The organism is Corallococcus sp. AB011P (genome assembly GCF_003611605.1).
Taxonomy (GTDB): domain Bacteria; phylum Myxococcota; class Myxococcia; order Myxococcales; family Myxococcaceae; genus Corallococcus; species Corallococcus coralloides.
In genome coordinates, this window is the sequence record NZ_RAVX01000025.1 from 1 (window position 1) to 17147 (window position 17147).

Annotated in this window: 15 protein-coding genes; 8 read left to right on the top strand and 7 right to left on the bottom strand. The window is 69.2% G+C overall.

Annotated features, from left to right (window positions below):
- Positions 1-20: 20 nt before the first annotated feature.
- The 5 genes from D7X30_RS41775 to D7X30_RS36365 all read right to left on the bottom strand — a co-directional run bounded on the left by D7X30_RS41775 (position 21) and on the right by D7X30_RS36365 (position 4594).
- Positions 21-284 carry a hypothetical protein gene (locus D7X30_RS41775; protein ID WP_147443409.1) on the bottom strand — a complete coding sequence of 88 codons (264 nt, stop codon included), beginning with the start codon at positions 282-284 and terminating at the stop codon, positions 21-23.
- Positions 285-546: 262 nt separating this feature from the next.
- On the bottom strand, positions 547-927 hold the full coding sequence (locus D7X30_RS41780; RefSeq protein WP_147443410.1) for a hypothetical protein: 381 nt from the start codon (positions 925-927) through the stop codon (positions 547-549).
- Entirely contained in the window at positions 920-1489 is a 570-nt protein-coding gene (locus D7X30_RS41785; RefSeq protein WP_147443411.1) for a hypothetical protein, read from the bottom strand. The genes D7X30_RS41780 and D7X30_RS41785 overlap by 8 nt, the downstream gene beginning before the upstream one ends.
- Before the next feature lie 38 nt (positions 1490-1527).
- Complete coding sequence (locus tag D7X30_RS36360) at positions 1528-3807, bottom strand: glutamine amidotransferase (protein ID WP_120567572.1); 2280 nt, start codon at positions 3805-3807, stop codon at positions 1528-1530.
- 28 nt (positions 3808-3835) lie between these two features.
- Complete coding sequence (locus tag D7X30_RS36365) at positions 3836-4594, bottom strand: DUF4159 domain-containing protein (protein WP_120567573.1); 759 nt, start codon at positions 4592-4594, stop codon at positions 3836-3838.
- A 56-nt stretch (positions 4595-4650) separates the two neighbouring features.
- Here D7X30_RS36365 and D7X30_RS36370 point away from each other — a divergent pair, with 56 nt between their 5' ends.
- The 4 genes from D7X30_RS36370 (at position 4651) to D7X30_RS36385 (ending at position 8846) form a co-directional block, all read left to right on the top strand.
- The gene (locus D7X30_RS36370; RefSeq protein WP_120567574.1) at positions 4651-4959 is read left to right on the top strand and encodes a molecular chaperone DnaJ; all 309 of its coding nucleotides are present in this window, start codon (positions 4651-4653) and stop codon (positions 4957-4959) included.
- Positions 4960-4986: 27 nt separating this feature from the next.
- Positions 4987-5694 (top strand): hypothetical protein, encoded by a 708-nt coding sequence (locus D7X30_RS36375; RefSeq protein WP_120567575.1) that lies wholly within the window; start codon positions 4987-4989, stop codon positions 5692-5694.
- A gap of 81 nt (positions 5695-5775) precedes the next feature.
- On the top strand, positions 5776-7251 hold the full coding sequence (locus D7X30_RS36380) for a hypothetical protein (protein ID WP_120567576.1): 1476 nt from the start codon (positions 5776-5778) through the stop codon (positions 7249-7251).
- 29 nt (positions 7252-7280) lie between these two features.
- Entirely contained in the window at positions 7281-8846 is a 1566-nt protein-coding gene (locus tag D7X30_RS36385) for a beta-ketoacyl synthase N-terminal-like domain-containing protein (RefSeq protein WP_120567577.1), read from the top strand.
- Positions 8847-8895: 49 nt separating this feature from the next.
- Here the strand turns inward: D7X30_RS36385 and D7X30_RS36390 are convergent, their stop codons facing one another.
- Positions 8896-10029, bottom strand: a complete 1134-nt coding sequence (locus D7X30_RS36390) for an RNA polymerase sigma factor RpoD/SigA (protein WP_120567578.1) — start codon at positions 10027-10029, stop codon at positions 8896-8898.
- A 68-nt stretch (positions 10030-10097) separates the two neighbouring features.
- Between D7X30_RS36390 and D7X30_RS36395 the strand changes: the two genes are divergently transcribed.
- Positions 10098-12524, top strand: a complete 2427-nt coding sequence (locus tag D7X30_RS36395) for a DEAD/DEAH box helicase (protein WP_120567579.1) — start codon at positions 10098-10100, stop codon at positions 12522-12524.
- Between the two features lie 33 nt (positions 12525-12557).
- Here the strand turns inward: D7X30_RS36395 and D7X30_RS36400 are convergent, their stop codons facing one another.
- Positions 12558-13052, bottom strand: coding sequence for a helix-turn-helix domain-containing protein (locus tag D7X30_RS36400; RefSeq protein WP_120567580.1), 495 nt, complete (start codon positions 13050-13052; stop codon positions 12558-12560).
- A 68-nt stretch (positions 13053-13120) separates the two neighbouring features.
- Here D7X30_RS36400 and D7X30_RS36405 point away from each other — a divergent pair, with 68 nt between their 5' ends.
- The 3 genes from D7X30_RS36405 (at position 13121) to D7X30_RS36415 (ending at position 17077) form a co-directional block, all read left to right on the top strand.
- Positions 13121-14350, top strand: a complete 1230-nt coding sequence (locus tag D7X30_RS36405) for a Glu/Leu/Phe/Val dehydrogenase (RefSeq protein WP_120567581.1) — start codon at positions 13121-13123, stop codon at positions 14348-14350.
- Positions 14351-14436: 86 nt separating this feature from the next.
- Positions 14437-15654: a threonine ammonia-lyase gene (locus D7X30_RS36410; RefSeq protein ID WP_120567669.1), complete on the top strand. Its 1218-nt coding sequence runs from the start codon at positions 14437-14439 to the stop codon at positions 15652-15654.
- A 52-nt stretch (positions 15655-15706) separates the two neighbouring features.
- On the top strand, positions 15707-17077 hold the full coding sequence (locus tag D7X30_RS36415) for a hypothetical protein (protein WP_120567582.1): 1371 nt from the start codon (positions 15707-15709) through the stop codon (positions 17075-17077).
- Positions 17078-17147 lie beyond the last annotated feature (70 nt).

Consider the following 17147-nt stretch of genomic DNA (forward strand, 5'->3'; position numbering starts at 1 on the left):
GCGCCGCTGACCCGCTCGAGTCACCCCTCCAGCCCAGTCCCTGACCAGCTCACTCCTCGCGGCGCTCGCTGAGCACGGCCGGGGCCTGTCTTCAAGCGTCCCGGCACGTCACTGGCCGGACGGATACGCAGGAAGAACTCGCCGCGCGGCCGCAGGTCGACGGCTTCCAGATTGCTCCAGTAACCCGCCGCCCACTCCCGGGTCGTGCCCAGGCGAGCTTTGACATCGGCCTGGACCTTCACCTGTCCGGACCGGTCATGGACCGTGAAGTCGAAGCCCGACATGTCTACACGTACCCGAACCGCCACCGCGCGAACCACTCCGCGCCGATTGCCACCAGATAGGACCAGAGGTCCCACAGCGACTGATCCTTCGCACGACTCATCTCCACCACAGACGGGACTAACCGTGGCACGTCCAACATTCCATCCTGAGCAGCTTGAACGCCTTGCCATCCATGAGGCTGGCATTCTGCTCCATACTATGCAGTCACCTCACGTCGTGCCGGTCTGCACAACCACTGGAGCCAAGGTTAAGAACAAGCCCTCATCCAACTTTCTTACAAGAAAACCGACCTGTATGAACCAGCGTAACAGCATCGCCATCCTCATTCCAAACGGTCTTCTTGAGCCCCCAATAAAAGACATGAAGCGTATCACCCACCCGATCTACCATCGAGCGATTATCGCCCTCCTTTGAATACAACAAAATATACGAACCAGCCTTGACCGGATACGTCGGAAACCAATACACATGCCTATTTAACTCAGAAACGCTACCATCACCAAGATACGTGTTATCAAGCAGAAGATAGTTCGCCAAATCACAATCGCGGTTGGCCTTTAAGATCACTCGTTCCCTGCTCAAATCCCCAGCATCGGAAACACCCAGAATCTCCAGATTCGTTATTGTCTGAAATTCAGCCATTCCCGCCACCCTCCTTCTTAGTCACCTTCTTCAACATTGAGATCACGGCAACAACGATCAGCAAGACACCTGTCGCACCTGCCAGGATTGCTTTTTCATTTGAAAATCCTGCCCCTGCCAACACCCCCCCGACAGCAAAGAGGAACGATTCCAGAACTCCTATTTGCCCAGCACTTCTCAAGCTATGTTCAGCAAGTGCGCACCTCTTATCCAAAGCGCCATTTGCATCTCTCAACCCCTGCTCTCGCACACGCAGTTCGCGGTTGCTCTCTTCCAACTCAGCAGACACACTGCGCCAGTAATCCCTTTCGTTGACTATGACTTGAGCCAGCGTGGGATCTCTGAATCTGTCCAACGAGATAGCAGTAGTTTGCGGCTCTACCCGGACAACCTCCGTACTTACTTTTTTATGAGTAACGGTCTCAGTCGTTGTTCGTTGAATTTCTACTGCCCCTTGAGCAAAGGCCCGTTCCTCCGAAAGAGATTGAAGCAAGGGCGATACGCCGGGCTGGGGTGTAGTCACTAGTTGGCCGTTTCCATCTTTCTTGTCATCCTGTTCCACAGGTTCCTCTCTGCGTATTACAGCCCTCATTAACAACGCTACACGTATCCGAACCGCCGCCGCGCGAACCACTCCGCGCCCAGGAGCGCGATGAGCGCCACCAGGTAGTACCAGCGGTCCCACAGCGGCTGGTCCTTCGCTCGTCCCACCTCCACCACCGGTGGATCCAACAGCGGTACGTCCGGCATGCCGTCCTGCGGCAGCTTGTACGCCTTGCCCTCCGTGATGCTGGCGATCTGCTCCATCAGCGTCGGCCGCACCGACGCGTCCGACAGCTCCGGGCCCACCGCGCGCACCGCCACCGCGTCCTCGCCCTTGCCCAGGTCCGTCTCGCCCTTCTTCGCGGACGCGAGCAGCTTGTACGGGCCCGGCGCCGGCGGCGCGAACTCCAGCCGCACCACGCCGTCCGCCCCCGTCGTGCCCGTCTGCACCGCCACCGGCTTCTGCGTCGCCACGGAGAACAGCTCCACCCGCACCTGCGCGCCGTCCGCCGGTTGGTAGTCCGCCATCCGCGCCTGCACCACCACGCCCACCGGACGCCCCGGCTCCACCGACGGCGGATCCGCTGTCACCTTCAGCGTCGTCAGGTCCGGGTCCCTCACCAGCCAGCGCAGCGCATTGCCCCAGAAGCGGTCATACGCCCGGTTCGGCGAACCATCCCGGTGCGCCGTGAACGCCCACGACCACGTCGCATCCGTCGCCACCACCATCGCCCGGCCCCGCCCGTAGTCCCACACCGACACGAGCGGCGCGTTCTTCCCGTCCACCGTCATGAACGGGTGGTCCATCAGCACCGTCGCGCCCGGCCGCGCCCGCGTCAGGTTCGCGCCCGGAATGGGCAGCAGCTCGCCCCACAAGCCTTCCGTGCTCGCCGCGCCCGTCCCAATGGACGTCACCGGATGCCGCAGGCCCTCTGGCGTCAGGCGCGGCTTGAACGGGTCCGCGTTCGCGGGGCCCGCGGCCTCCACCGGCAGCGCCTCCATCAGCGTGGGCATCGACGCGCGCCCTTCGCCCAGCACGCTGTCGCCGCCAATCATCACGAACGCGCCGCCCTCGTGGATGTAGCGCTCCAGGTTGCGCTCGTACTCCGCGATGGACAGCGAAGGGTCCGAGTAACCGAAGTTCTGGAAGATGACGACGTCGAACGTGTGCAGCTTCGTGTCGAAGATCTCCTCCATGGGGAACGGGATGAGCGACAGCTCCCGCTCGTTCGACACGCCCGGATCGTCCGACAGCGTGCGCAGGATGTAGAACGACACCAGGTCCACGTTCGCGTCCTGCTTGAGCAGCCCGCGCAGGAAGCGCTCGTCCCACGACGGCCGCCCCACCACCAGCAGCACGCGCACGCGGTCGCGAATCACCTTCAGCGTGAACGAGCGGCTGTTGTTGTCGCTCACCGCCTCATCCGGGAACGTGGGCACCGTCACCGTGTAGACGAACCGCCCCGTCTGGTCCGGCGTGAAGGTGAAGGACACCGGCTTCACGTCGTCGCCGGTGGTCATCTTCACCAGCTTGCTCGCCACCGTCTTGCCCTCCTGGCTCAAGACGACGGGGATGTCCTGCCCGGCGAACCCGCGGCCGTGGATCTCCACCTCCACCGTCAGCGAGTTGCGCACGAAGGCGAAGTCATCCACCTTCAGCCCCTCCACCGACAAATCCTTCAGCGCCTCCTGGCCCACCAGGAACGTGGACACCGGCACGCCCAGGTCCGTGAGCGCCGCGCGCGCCCGGCCCACCGCCCCGGCCTTCAATTCCGTGTTGTCCGCGCCGTCGCTGAACAGCATCACGCCGGACAGCTTGCGCGCCCCCTGCCCTCCGGACGCCGCCGACCGCAGCGCCGCGAGCAGGTCCGTCGTGCCCGCCCGCGCCGGCTCCTGGGCCAGCTGCGCGGCAGTCACCGGCGCCAGCTCCGGATCCACCCCGTACACCTCCACCGTGAAGCGGTCCTGCCAGGACGCGAACGTGGGCGCCGCCTTCTCCAGGAACGCCGCCACCTGCGCGCTGCGCGTGGGCCCGCCCGGCTCCGACGGGAAGTTCATGGACGCCGAGCGGTCCACCAGCACCGCCACCCGGTTCTTCATCCGCGCCACCTGCAGGTGCCGGATGCCGGGCTCCAACAGGAAGAAGAACGCCGCCACGCCCGCGCCGATGCGCAGGCCCCACAGCAGCAGCTTGCGGCCCCGGGACGGCTCGCGGCGCACGCCCCACGCCGCCAGCGCGATGCCCAGCACCAACCCCACGCCCAGCAGCACCAACGCCCAGACCGGCAGGGGCGACAGGCTGACGAGCTTCCACGCGTTGAAGGACGGGGAGTTCATTCGAGGGTTCGCGCGAGGAAACGCACTTTCAGCGCCGCTTGTTGAGGATGAGGGGCAGGTGCACCGCGTCGTCCTTGTAGTCCAGACAGAGCGCGTACATGCACAGGTTGATGCCCAGGCGGATGGCCAGCTCGCGCTGCGGCTCGCCACCCGGGGACACGTCGAACTCGTAGTCGCCGGACTCGCTGCGGCTCCACGCGCCCGCCACGTCGTTCTGCGAGTAGATGATCGCCGCGCGCTTGCCCACGCTCGACACCAGCGGCAGCGGCTTGTGCAGCAGCCGCCCCGGCGCCGCGTCCAGCAGGAAGAAGGACTTGAAGACGACGTGCGTGCTCGGCGCCTCCTTCAGCGGGCTCTGCGGCAGCACGCGCGCCATCTCCCGGCGGAAGCTGGCGTCGAAGCCGTCCCCGTCGCTGCCGTCGTTGGCGTCCCCGAACACGAAGCCGCCGTACGTCAGGTAGCGGCGCAGGTTGGACACCTCCGCGTCACTCAGCGGCGGGAAGGGCCCGTCCCCTCCGAAGTAGAGGAACGGGTACTCGAAGAGGTCCGGACTGTTCAGCGCGAACGGGCGCGCGTCCGGCACCACCTCCACGGACGTGCGCCGCTGCAGCTCCCACGCGAGCCGGCGCAGCCCCGACAGCCGGCCGTCCCAGCGGCCCCCGTGCCGGGCCACGGCGGGGATGAAGCGGCTCTTCTCACCGAAGGCGGCCGCACGCCGGGACAGCAGCGGGACGAGCGCGGACGTGGCGAGCAGGAGGTTTCGACGGGAGAGAGACCGCACAGGCATGGGGACCTGCTTATACCGTCGGCGGGTGCCTGCATTCCCTGGTATAGACGCGCCCCATGGCGAAAGGCGGACAGACGCCCCCGGAGCCCGGCGGCGCCCCCCAAGCTCCCGGCACCGCTCCCGGCTCCCTCCCAGGCTCCGAAGAAGTGCGCGCCGCCTGGGCCCGCAAGGACCAGGGTGACGTGGCCGGAGCCCGGCGGGACGCGCGGCGCATCCTCGCGGGCAGCCCCTCCCCGGAAGACCGCGAACGCGCGGAAGACCTGCTGCGTGCCACCGAAACGCCCCGCGCCCTCTACGGTTACGCGCTCCTGGGCGCCGTCATCCTGGCGATGCTGCTGGGGCTCGCCCTGACCCGCTATTCCTGACGGCCACAGCCGCTAGGATGCCGCGCCATGGAAGGCTTCCTCCAGGCGCTCAAGTCGTACCAGACCTTCAACCCCTCCGGCTGGGTGGGCATCTATCGACTGCTCCCCATGTGGGTGGGCGTGGTGGTCGCGCTCGTGGGGCTGGTGCTGCTGCTCGCGGGCGGCGGCAAGCTGTTCCGCGTCGTGGCGGGCCCGGTGGGCGCGGTGCTGGGCCTGGTGTGGACGGGCGCCATCACCCAGCGGCTGAACCTGGGCGACCTGGATCCGCGCATGCCCACCCTGGTGGCCGCGGCGCTGATGGCGCTGGGCTTCCTCTTCCCGCCCGCCGTCACCTTCGTGGGCGTGGGCGTGCCGCTGGGGCTGCTGGCGGGCCAGATTGCCGGCCCCAGCGACTTCCTGCTCGGCTTCGGGCCGGGCTTCATCGTGGGCGGACTGGTGGGCGCCATCCTCCACCGGCAGGTGAGCGGCATCGTCGCGTCGGTGGTGGGCGCGTGGCTGCTGGTGATTGGCGCATTGGCGGCGCTGCACCAGTTCGGCGGTCTGGTGGAGGCGGTGGCCAGCCGGCCCTGGGGCGTCATCATCGCCGCGCTCCTCTTCGCCCTGGCGGGCAGTGTCTACCAGTTGGCCGTGCGCCCCACGCCCGAGGAGTCGGATCAACAGAAGGCGGAGAAGCAGCGGCAGAAGCAACGCCTGGCGGAGCAGCAGGCGCTCGAGAAGCGCTGGGGGGTCAAGTAACCCCTGTCCCGGCAATCCTTTACGCCGGGGGGGCCGGGGCGTAGATTCCGCCGGCTTTCCCCTCCCCTTCCTCGAGCATCGATGGGCCAGGCCAGCCGCAAGGACAAGGACACGCAGAAGCAGGAAGGGTCGCCCCCGGCGGCCTCCGTCCCGTCTTCCCCGGACGCCGCCCAGCCCGCCGTGCCCCATGAGGGGTGGCGCAAGCCCGCCGGCATGAGCCGCAAGGGGTGGGCCATCCTCGCGGGTGCCGTCGCCTTCATCCAGCTCCCGCTCATCCACTACGCGCTCTTCCGGGGCCAGGCGGACGTCACCGCGACGGTGCCCTACCAGCAGTCGTTCAACGACCCGGCCGTCGTCGCGCGCGACTTCTTCTCCACCGGCGCCTACTGGCGCGTGACGAACGGGGAGCTGCTCGGCCCCGCGCCCAAGAACAACCCGCTGTGGCTCCAGGCCGCGCTGCCGGACGACGTGGCGGTGGAGTTCGACGTGCGCCCGGAGTACCCCGAGGGCGACATCCGCGTGGAGCTGTTCGGCAACGGCCGCGACCCGGCCTCCGGCTACGTGCTGGTGCAGGGCGGGTGGAACAACAGCCTGTCCGTCATCGCCCGGAAGGACATCAACGCCCCCGCGCTGGATGCGCTCCAGCGCAAGGCCGCGCGCGTCGCGGAGAAGGGCGGCGGCCAGGGCGCGGACCTCGTCGCCACCGGCGTCTTCAAGAAGGACACCCGGGTGCGCGTGGAGTCCCGCGTGGGCGCCCCCATCCAGTCCGGCCGCACGTACCACTGGCGCATCGAGCGGCGCGGCAACGTGCTCAAGTGGGCCATCGACGGACAGCTGGTCGCCGAGCTGGACGACCCGTTCCCCCTGAAGGGCAAGGGGCAGGACCGGCTGGGCCTGTCCGGCTGGGAGTCGCAGCTGTTCTTCGACAACCTGCGCATCGGCACGCCGGACTCCATGCCCGCCACCCTGGTGGCGAAGCAGGAGCCCACCCTGCCCCCGGGCCCCTCCGAGGACGACTTCAACCGCGACACCCTGGGTGACGCGTGGAACGTCACCAACCCCGCCGCCGTGAAGCTCGAGGACGGGGCGCTGGTGGTGCAGAACGTGGGCAACCGCCCGGTGTGGCTGAAGAAGCCCCTCCCGGAGAACGCCGTCATCGAGTTCGACGCCTGGGGTGACAGCCCTGACGGCGACATGAAGGTCGAGGCGTGGGGCGACGGCCGCTCCTTCTACGCGGGCGACCCGCGCCTGCAGTACACCGCCACCGGCTACGTCTTCATCTACGGCGGCTGGAAGAACACCCAGTCCATCATCGCGCGCCAGCACGAGCACACCAACGACCGCGCCGTGCGCGACGGCGCCGCGGTGGTGCCCGGCCAGCGCTACCACTTCAAGATCACCCGGCGGGACGGACTCCTGTCGTGGGAAGTGGACGGCAAGCCCTTCCTCACCCTCCAGGACGCGTCCCCGCTCTACGGCCCCCGGAACCAGTACTTCGGGTTCTCCGGCTGGCAGACGCGCGTCCACTTCGACAACCTCAAGATCCAGCCGCTGTAGCCTTCCCCCGGGCGGCGGAGGAAACACCCGTGCGCAGAGTCGGAATCTTCGGCTGGGGCGTGGTCGCCCCGCGTTCCCCCAACATCGAGGCCTTCGCGAAGAACCTCGAGTCGTCCGAGACCTGGCTGACCCCCTTCAACGGCTTCGGTCCGGACAACTTCCTCGTCGGCACGCCCACGTTCAACCTGGCGGACTACAAGCCGTGGATCGACGCGCGCTTCCCCGCCAACCGCTTCTCCCAGCTGGAGCGGAAGATGGGGCAGCCCACGCAGTACGCCATCGGCGCCTTCATCCAGTCGCTGTCGCAGAACCCGGGCATCGAGAAGGAGCTCCAGGCCCTGGGCACGAAGGCCCACGTCTACGTGGGCACCGGCCTGGGCGACCTGCCCACCATCCAGCACATCTCCCTGGACCTCTACCGCGCCCAGCGCCGGTGGGACCGCTTCTGGGCTTCCCCGGAGCGCAACGGCGCCGTTCGCCAGTGGCGTGAGACGCGCGAGCCCCTGCCCGGCCTGCCCCCGGAGCCCTCCACCATCGAAGAGGTGGAGCGCGACAAGGCGGAGGACGACTGGTGGCACTTCTGGGCCGGCCGCTCGCCGGAGCTGCGCGAGTACCTGGAGGAGCTGCGCGAGATTGAAGCCATTGGCGTGCCCGACGAGGGCGACGTGGAGTCCGCCAAGCTGGCCGTCATCAAGGAGAAGCGCACGCGCAACGGGCGCCTGCAGAAGAAGTGGAGCGCGCCCGAGCCGCCGTGGAACGCCGTGTCCTCCAACGTGCTGTGGAACATCCACAACACGCCCGCGTCCCAGGTGTCCATGCTGGGGCAGATCACCGGCATGACGTTCGCGCCGGTGGCCGCGTGCTCGTCCTTCGGCTACGGGCTGAAGCTGGCCATGAACGCCATCCGCCTGGGTGAGGCGAAGGCCGTGGTGCTGGGCATGACGGACGCGGCGCCCAACCCGCTGGTGGTGGGCGGATTCTACAACGCGCGCGTCATCTCCGCGGACGCCGCCGTGTCCAAGCCCCTCACCGCGCTGCGCGGCACGCACATCGCCGGAGGCTCGGTGGTGTGGGTGGTGGGCGACTACGAGCACTTCACGCAGAAGGGCTTCAAGGCGCTGGGCCTGGAGCCCGTCGCCGTGGGCGTCACCGCGGACGCGGACCACATCATCACCCCGTCCAAGGAAGGCCCCACGCTGGCCATCCGCGAGGCGCTGGGCGCCGCCGGTTGTCAGCCCCAGGACGTGGGCAGCTGGGACCTGCACGCCACCGCCACCCCGGGTGACTTCCTGGAGGTGCAGAACCTGCGCGACGTGCTGCCGGAGTCCGTGCTCATTACCGCGCGCAAGGGAACCTTCGGCCACGGCATGTCCGCGGGCGGCGGCTGGGAGCTCACGGCGCAGTACCTGGGCGCGGCGGCGGGCAAGGTGTACCCCACGCCGCTGGCCGCCCCGGAGCTCAACAAGCAGATCGCCAAGGTGCACGGCCGCTTCGTCTTCAACCAGGAAGTGGCGGCGCCCGAGGGGTGCTCGGGCAAGCTGTCCATGGGCGTGGGCGGCATCAACGCCTGCGTCATCTCCCGGCCCTGGAAGTAGCCGGGAGGCGCCGGGCCGCCGGTGGACGCGTTGTCCCGCGTCCCCCGGGTCAGCCCTTGGGCACCGCCACCATGTCGAAGTCCGGGATGCGTTCGCGCATGAACTCGCGCATCCGGTTGATGAGGGCCGCCTCAATCTGCCGGGCGCGCTCGCGGCTGACGCCGTACTTGTCGCCGATGTCCTGGAGCGTGAGCGGTTCGTCCGCGGTGAGGCGGTGCTCGAAGATGTAGCGCTCCTTGCCCTCCAGCGTCTGGGCGAAGGCGGCCAGGTTCTCCCGGAAGAGGGCCTTGAGCTGCTCGCCGCCCAGGCGCTCGTCGGCGGGCACCGCGCTGGACGGCAGGTAGCGGTCCGCCCGGGTGGAGCCCGAGTCCCCGTCGTTGCCCAGCGGCGCGTCGATGGACACCTCGTCGTGCCCCAGCCGCTGGTCCATCTCCACCACGTCCTGCTCGGTGACGTTGAGGCGCTCCGCCAACAGGCGCGGGCTGGCCTCGAAGCCCTGGGAGACGAGCTTCTCCTGCTCCTGGCGCAGCTTGAAGAAGAGCTTCCGCTGGGCCTCGGTGGTCCCCAGCTTCACCATCTTCCAGTTGTCCATGATGTAGCGAAGGATGTACGCGCGGATCCACCAGGCGGCGTAGGAGCTGAGCTTCACCCCTCGGTCCGGGTCGTACTTCTTCACGGCCTGCATCAGCCCGATGTTCCCCTCCTGCACCAGGTCCAGCAGGGACAGGGGGTTGCGGTGGTACTCGTGAGCCAGTTTCACCACGAGTCTCAGGTTGGAGGCCACCAGGCGGTAGGCCGCCCGCACGTCCCCCGTGGACTGGTACTCCTTGGCCAGCCGGTGCTCCTCCTCCCGGGTGAGCAGGGGGTGCTTCGTCACCTCGGCCATGTAGGCCTGGAGGGGGTCCCGGTTGGTGAGGGCGCTGCTGCCCTCCGCGCGCACCAGGGCGGCCGGCCGGGCGGCGCGGGCCGGAGCGGGGACCTCCTCGATTTCCGCCTCCGCTTCGTTCAGCTCCGCCAGGTCCGGCTCCAGGGCGTCCGGGTCCTGGGCGGCCTCCTCCCCCTCCTCCTCCGGAGCCTCAGGCGCGGATTCCCGGGCCTTCCCCGGCCGGGCGGAGGCCGCGGGGCGCTTCGCGCGGGGCCGGGGGGCGGCCGGACCATTGGTTCTCTTCCTCCCATTCGCCATGCGCGCTCCATACCCCAAAGTGCCGCGATTGTTGCCAGAGGGTAATGCAGGGGCTATGCCCATGCCCGATGAGCGACATCCAAGAGCCCACGCCGGGAGCCCCGGCACCTGACGAAGCCTCGACGCGTCCCGGCGAGTACATCGCGGACATCAGCTTCGAAGAAATGAACCTCTCCGAGCCCCTCCGCCGCGCGCTGGCGGAGCGCGGCTACACCAGTCCCACCCCCGTCCAGGCCAAGGCCTTCGGTCCCGCGATGGCGGGCAAGGACCTCATCGTCCGCAGCAAGACGGGCACGGGCAAGACGGCCGCCTTCGGCCTGCCCCTGCTGGAGAAGATCCCCGCGGACGAGAAGCGCGTGCGCGCCCTCATCCTCTGCCCCACGCGCGAACTGGCGCTCCAGGTGGCGGAGGAGCTCACCACCCTGGCCAAGTACAAGGGCGTGAAGGTGGCGGCCATCTACGGCGGCGCCTCCATGAAGCAGCAGGAGGACGCGCTGGAAGAGGGCACGCCCATCATCGTGGGCACCCCCGGCCGCGTCTTCGACCACATCAACCGTGGCAACCTCAAGCTGGACGGCTGCGACCACGCCATCCTCGACGAAGCCGACGAGATGCTGAACCAGGGCTTCTACGAGGAGGTCACGCGCATCCTCGACCGCCTTCCGAAGACGCGCCAGGTGCTGCTCTTCAGCGCCACCGTCCCCACGGACATCCAGAACCTCATCGCGCGCTACACGACGAACGCGGAGACGCTGCTGTTGTCCGGCGACGTCTTCACGGTGGAGCACATCCACCACATCCGCTACGACGTGTCGGACCAGTTCCCCAAGCCGCGCAACCTCATCTACATCCTGGAGAAGGAGGAGCCCTCCAACGCCATCATCTTCTGCAACACGCGGGATGACACGGCGCTGGTGACCGCGGTGCTCAACCGCAACGGCTTCGACGCGGAGCTGCTCAACGGAGACCTGCCGCAGAAGGAGCGCGAGCGGGTGATGGGCAAGGTGAAGCGCGGCGAGGTGGCCTTCATGGTCGCCACGGACATCGCGGCGCGCGGCATCGACATCTCCGGGCTGGAGTACGTCATCAACTACTCCCTGCCGGAGGACCCCGCCGTCTACCTGCACCGCGTGGGCCGCACGGGCCGCATCGGCAACAAGGGCACGGCCATCAACCTCTTCTCCGGGCGCGAGCTGGCGACGTTCACCGTGCTGGAGAAGAAGTTCGGCATCAAGTTCGAGATGCGCGAGATGCCCGCCCCCGAAGAGGCCATGCACCTGTGGACCGAGCGCCACTTGCGCGAGCTGCGCGAGGGCATGGGCTCCAGCATCTTCGAGGGCTTCCTGCCCCTGGCCTCGCAGCTCAAGCAGCGGCCGGACGCGGACGACCTCATCGCCTTCCTCATCAAGTACTACTTCAGCCGCCTGCGCATGGAGAAGGCCCAGGCCGCCGGTGAGACGGAGAAGCGCGAGCCGGCGCCGGAGCGCAAGCCCATGGAGCGCCGGGGCAAGGACCGCGACCGTGAGCGCGACCGCGAGCGTCCCCGCCGCGAGGAGCGCGGCGAGCGCACCGAGCGTCCGCGCCGCGACGAGCACCCGGACCGCGAGCGCCGTCCGCGCCGCGACGAGCCGCGCCGCGAGGACCGGGGTGAGCGCCGGGGTGCCGGTTCCGCCGCGCTGGAGGCGGGCCCGGGCGAGACGAAGCTCTGGGTGAACCTGGGCACCGCGGACGGCCTGGGGCCGGGCAGCATCGCCACGGCCATGGAGGACGCGGGCGCGCCGCTGGGCAAGATGGTGCGCGCGGAACTGCGCCCCACGTTCGCGTACGTCTTCGTGGCGGAGGAGGACTCCGCGGGCTTCGAGGCGCTCAACGGAAAGCAGCACGGCGGCAAGACGCTGCGCGTGGAGAAGAGCAAGCCGCGCAGCGAGCGCGACGCCACCAGCACCCGCCCGCCACCGTCCCCTGACGCGGGCCCCGGCGAGGTGAAGCTCTGGGTGAACCTGGGCATGGACGACGGCATGGACGAGGCGAAGCTGCCCGCCACGCTGGAGTCCCTGGGCGCGCCGGCGGGCAAGGTCATCAAGGCCCTCACCCGCCCCACCTACGGCTACGTCTACGTGCCGGAAGGTGACGCCGAGGGCTTCGAGTCGCTCAACGGCAAGGCGCACAACGACAAGCCGCTGAAGCTGGAGCGGCACCGTCCGCGCGGCCAGCGTGAAGAGCGCCGCCCCCGTCATGAGGCCCTGCAGGACATCCCCGGCCAGGCGCGCCTGTGGGTGGGCCTGGGCCGTCAGGAGGGCCTGGACGAGGCTGGCGTCACCGCCGCGCTGGAGGCCGCGGGCGCTCCGGCGGGCAAGGTGCTGCGCATCGACCTGCGCCCCACGTACGCGTATGTCTTCGTGGCGGAGGAGGACGTGGCGGGCTTCGAGTCCACCCACGGCAAGCCGCACGGCGAGGGCAAGACGCTCAAGGTGGAGCGCGCCAAGCGTAAGTAGTGTTTCCGTGCCTCGGGGGGGCTCACAGCTCCCTCAAGGCTCCGGAGCCGTCTTCTTCCTGCGGGCCCGGTGGTAGTGCGCCACGCACAGCCCCCGGGCCAGCACGGGCCGGCCGCACTCCGGTGAAGCGCAGGCCTCGCCGCCCACCTTCGCCGGAGGAGTCGAAGCGCCCGGCCCGCCGCTGAACATCGCCTCCGCCACCGCCAGCAGGCGGTCCACGTCGTCGCGCCCCAGCTTCTTCAGCCGCACCCACTCCACCAGCCGATGAGCCCCCGCGTCCTCCGCGTCCTCCAGCCGGAACAGCTCCCCCAGCGGCAGCTCCAGCGCGGCCGCGACCTGGAGGAGCGTGTCGTAGCTGGGGTTGCGCTCGCCGCGCTCCAGCAGGGACACGAAGCTCACGGAGATGTCGCACCGGGCGGCGAAGTCCTCCTGGGTGAGGCCCCGGCGCTCGCGCAACGTGCGGATCCGCCGCGCCAGTCCCTGCAGGGACGAACCGGCGTCGCTGTCGTCCGGGGAATGGGGGCGCATGGACGCCCTCATCGTAGCGCACCCCTTCTGTTAAGGTTTTCCGTCTGTCCTCAGGAGTGAAGCCCACCATGAACGCCGTCGACGGCACCAACTACTACTTCCGCAAGGCCGCGCGGGTGATGGACGTGGGCACGCCCATCGAGACGCTCCTGGCCACGCCCCTGCGCGAGGTGAAGGTCCAGGTGTCCATCGAGATGGACTCCGGCGAGATCCGCACGTTCCTGGGCTACCGCATCCAGCACGACAACAGCCGCGGCCCCATGAAGGGCGGCCTGCGCTACCACCCCGCCCTGGACCAGGACGAGTGCGTGTCGCTCGCGTCGCTGATGACGTGGAAGACGGCCGTGGTGAACGTGCCCTACGGCGGCGCCAAGGGCGGCGTGGCGTGCGACCCCGCGCAGATGAGCCTCAAGGAAGTGGAGCGGCTCACGCGCAAGTTCGTGGATCAAATCCAAGACGTCATCGGGCCCACGCGGGACATCCCCGCGCCGGACGTCAACACCAACCCCCAGGTGATGGCCTGGGTGATGGACCAGTACTCGCGCTACCACGGCCACTCCCCGGCGGTGGTGACGGGCAAGCCCCTGGAGCTGTACGGCTCCAAGGGCCGCGAGGCCGCCACCGGGCGCGGCCTGCTCTACGTGTGCCGTGAAATCCTGCGCGACCTGGGCATGCCGGTGAAGGGCACGCGCTTCGCCATCCAGGGCTTCGGCAACGTGGGCAGCCACATCGCGCAGCTCATCTGGGGCGACGGCGGCGTGGTGGTGGCCGCGTCCGACGTGCTGGGCGGCATGTACAACCCCATGGGCCTGGACGTGCCGTCCCTCTTCGAGCACGTGAAGCGCACCGGCACCGTGACGGGCTTCAGCGGCGGCACGCCGTGCTCCAACGAGGACGTGCTCGCGGCGGACTGCGAGGTGCTCATCCCCGCGGCGCTGGGCCACGTGCTCACCCGCGACAACGCCAACAGCGTGCGCGCGCGCCTGGTGGTGGAGGGCGCCAACGGCCCCACCCAGCCGGAGGCGGACGACATCCTGGAGAAGCGCGGCATCTTCGTGGTGCCGGACATCCTGGCCAGCGCGGGTGGCGTGACGGTGAGCTACCTGGAGTGGGTGCAGAACCTCCAGCACGTCTCCTGGGAAGAGGACCGCGTCAACGCGGAGCTGGAGAAGACGATGAAGGAGGCCTACGACCGGGTGGCGCAGATTGCACGGTCTCGTAAGGTTTCCATGCGGACGGCCGCTTACATCCTGGCCATTGGCCGGGTGGGCAAGGCCACGGTGCTGCGCGGCATCTGACGCACCCCGCCGCGCACGCGGCAGGCAGGCGTGGGGCTCCGGGCCGCTTCCGTGCGGGGCCCGCTTCCGCTAGACGCCCGGCCATGATGGTCACCCTGCAGGACATCCAGGCGGCGCGCGAACGGATCCGCACCGCGCTGCGCCCCACGCCGTGCCCCGCGTCGGACTACTTCACGGAGAAGACCGACTGCGCGGTGGTGTACTTCAAGCTGGAGAACCTCCAGCGCACCGGCGCCTTCAAGGAGCGCGGCGCGCTCAACAAGCTGCTGACGCTGACGGAGGAGGAGAAGCGCCGCGGCGTCATCGCGGCCTCCGCCGGCAACCACGCGCAGGGCGTGGCGTACCACGCGCGCCGGCTGGGCATCCGCGCCACCATCGTGATGCCGGAGCGCACGCCGCTCATCAAGGTGACTCGCACGCGTGACGACTACGGCGCGCGCGTGGTGCTCAAGGGCGCCAACTACGACGAGGCCTACGCGGAGGCCCTGCGCATCCAGGCCGCGGAGGACCTGGTGTTCGTGCATCCGTTCAACGACCCGCACGTCATCGCGGGCCAGGGCACCATCGCGCTGGAGCTGTTGGAGCAGTGCCCGGACCTGGAGCTGGTGGTGGTGCCGGTGGGCGGCGGCGGGCTCATCTCCGGCATCGCCGTGGCGCTGAAGCAGACGAACCCGCGCATCCAGGTGGTGGGCGTGCAGGCCTCCACCATCGCCAGCATGAAGGCGTCGCTGGATGCGGGGAAGCGCACGGAGCTCACCAACGCGGGCACCACCATCGCGGACGGCATCGCGGTGAAGGTGCCGGGGGAGCTCACCTTCGAGCACGTGCGCAAGTACGTGGACGCGATGGTGACGGTGGACGAGGAGGAGATCGCCGCCGCCATCCTGATGATGCTGGAGCAGGAGAAGTCGGTGGCGGAGGGCGCGGGCGCGGCGGGGCTGGCGGCGCTCGTCAACGGCCGGATTCCTCAGGCGAAGGGCAAGCGCGTCGCCATCATCGTGGGCGGCGGCAACATCGACATGAACGTCATCAGCCGCATCATCGAGCGGGGCCTCGTGAAGGCGGGCCGACTGGTGCAGCTGGAGGTGCGGCTGCCGGACCGGCCCGGCGTGCTCGCGCGGCTCACCACGCAGATCGCGGAGATGCGCGCCAACGTGGTGGACCTGCACCACGACCGCGCCTTCTCCAAGGCGGGCCTGGGCGAGGCCACGGTGGAGGTGATGCTGGAGACCACCGGGCACGCGCACATCCAGGAGCTGATGGCCGCGCTGGAGGCCCAGGGCTGGCAGGTCGCACGGACGTAGGGCGGGGAGGCTTGCGCGGGCGCTCGGGGCTTCGGCGATACTCCGGAAACCCATGAACACGCCCCTCATCGCCCTGCTGCTCCTCGCCGCAGCTCCTCCCGCGCAGAAGGCGAAGGAGCTGGCCGCCCACAAGGAGTGGGAGGAGCTGTACCTCGCGTTCGCCGCCGCGGATCCAGCCTCCTACCCGGAGGCGCAGCGGCCGTCCGTGGCGGGCCCGCTGCTCAAGGGCTGCGAGGCGCTGCTCGCTGAGGACGCGGTGATGGCGTACTCGCTGGGCGAGCGCGCCGTGGCCTTCCAGGAGACGTCGGGCGGCCTGCGCTGCCTGGCGCGCTCCGCGCTGAAGACGGATCAACGGGCCTCCGCGGAGGAGGCGCTGAAGAAGGGCCTGGCCAACTTCCCCAAGGACGGCGCGTTCGCGCTGGAGCTGGGCAGGTTGCAGTTGCTGGACAAGGACTCGGCGGGGGCGCTGGCCACGCTGCAGCAGGTGCCCGCGAAGTCGAAGGAGGCCGCGGAGGCGAAGAAGCTGATGCAGCAGGCGCGCGCTCAGGTGTCGGAGGAAGGGGCCGCGCGGCGCGAGGCGGAGCGCCTGGAGCAGCGGATGAATGGCGAGCCCTCCCCGGGGGACACGCGCCAGGTGAAGGGGACCGCGGGCGGAGAGGTCCGTCCGGCGAGCCTGAGCTACGAATCCGGCGTGGGCAAGGACGGCATGCGCGTGCGCCAGAACAGCCGCTTCGCCATCCGCTACTTCAACAGCGACCGGGACTTCGGGCAGCGCGCGGAGTACGAGGGCAAGGTCGTGTCCGCGCTCGATGAAGCCTATGACTTCACCCAGCGGACGCTGGGCCGGGCCCGCGAGCGGCAGCTGAACGTGGTGCTCTACACCCGCGACGAGTTCGCCACGCACCTGGGCCCCTCGTACGCGGCCCGGGTGGCCGGCCTGTACCACGACAACGCCATCCGCATGAACGACGCGGCGGAGCTGACACAGGCGACGAAGGCCACCCTGGTGCACGAGTACGTGCACGCGGCGGTGGACGAAATCTGCCCGCGCGGCGGCGGCGCCCTGCCCCGCTGGTTCAACGAGGGCCTGGCCGAGTACATCGAGTGGCGCTACCTGGGGCTGGACGGCCCCCCGCGCTACCTGCGCGACGTGATGAAGGGCCAGGCGAAGCAGGGGCGGCTGCCGAAGCTGTCGGACATGGACTCGCAGGCGCCCATCTCCATGTCCCAGCCGGAAGTCGCCTATGGAACATCCGCCATGGCGGTGCGGGAGCTGGTGCGGCTGGGGGGCCAGGAGAAGCTCCTGGACTTCATCCAGAAGGCGGGCCAGGCCGAGTCCTTCCAGGAGGCCCTGAAGGCCGCCTACGAGAAGGACTTCGCGGGCCTGGATCTGGCGGTGCGTGCCGCCCTCTCGGGGAGGTAGCGGCCGGTCGGGCGTGGCGGATTGGTTTACCCCCTGGCGGGAGTCCCCTACACTCGCGGGCCTCCAAGAT

Bases quoted from the DNA above. Each gene is read 5' to 3' on its own strand.
- D7X30_RS36415 (WP_120567582.1), top strand. From the start codon at position 15,707: ATGAACACGCCCCTCATCGCCCTGCTGCTCCTCGCCGCAGCTCCTCCC.
- D7X30_RS41775 (WP_147443409.1), bottom strand. From the start codon at position 284: ATGTCGGGCTTCGACTTCACGGTCCATGACCGGTCCGGACAGGTGAAG.
- D7X30_RS36390 (WP_120567578.1), bottom strand. From the start codon at position 10,029: ATGGCGAATGGGAGGAAGAGAACCAATGGTCCGGCCGCCCCCCGGCCC.
- D7X30_RS36400 (WP_120567580.1), bottom strand. From the start codon at position 13,052: ATGCGCCCCCATTCCCCGGACGACAGCGACGCCGGTTCGTCCCTGCAG.
- D7X30_RS36380 (WP_120567576.1), top strand. From the start codon at position 5,776: ATGGGCCAGGCCAGCCGCAAGGACAAGGACACGCAGAAGCAGGAAGGG.
- D7X30_RS36365 (WP_120567573.1), bottom strand. From the start codon at position 4,594: ATGCCTGTGCGGTCTCTCTCCCGTCGAAACCTCCTGCTCGCCACGTCC.
- D7X30_RS36360 (WP_120567572.1), bottom strand. From the start codon at position 3,807: ATGAACTCCCCGTCCTTCAACGCGTGGAAGCTCGTCAGCCTGTCGCCC.
- D7X30_RS36375 (WP_120567575.1), top strand. From the start codon at position 4,987: ATGGAAGGCTTCCTCCAGGCGCTCAAGTCGTACCAGACCTTCAACCCC.
- D7X30_RS36410 (WP_120567669.1), top strand. From the start codon at position 14,437: ATGGTCACCCTGCAGGACATCCAGGCGGCGCGCGAACGGATCCGCACC.
- D7X30_RS36395 (WP_120567579.1), top strand. From the start codon at position 10,098: ATGAGCGACATCCAAGAGCCCACGCCGGGAGCCCCGGCACCTGACGAA.
- D7X30_RS41780 (WP_147443410.1), bottom strand. From the start codon at position 927: ATGGCTGAATTTCAGACAATAACGAATCTGGAGATTCTGGGTGTTTCC.
- D7X30_RS36370 (WP_120567574.1), top strand. From the start codon at position 4,651: ATGGCGAAAGGCGGACAGACGCCCCCGGAGCCCGGCGGCGCCCCCCAA.
- D7X30_RS36405 (WP_120567581.1), top strand. From the start codon at position 13,121: ATGAACGCCGTCGACGGCACCAACTACTACTTCCGCAAGGCCGCGCGG.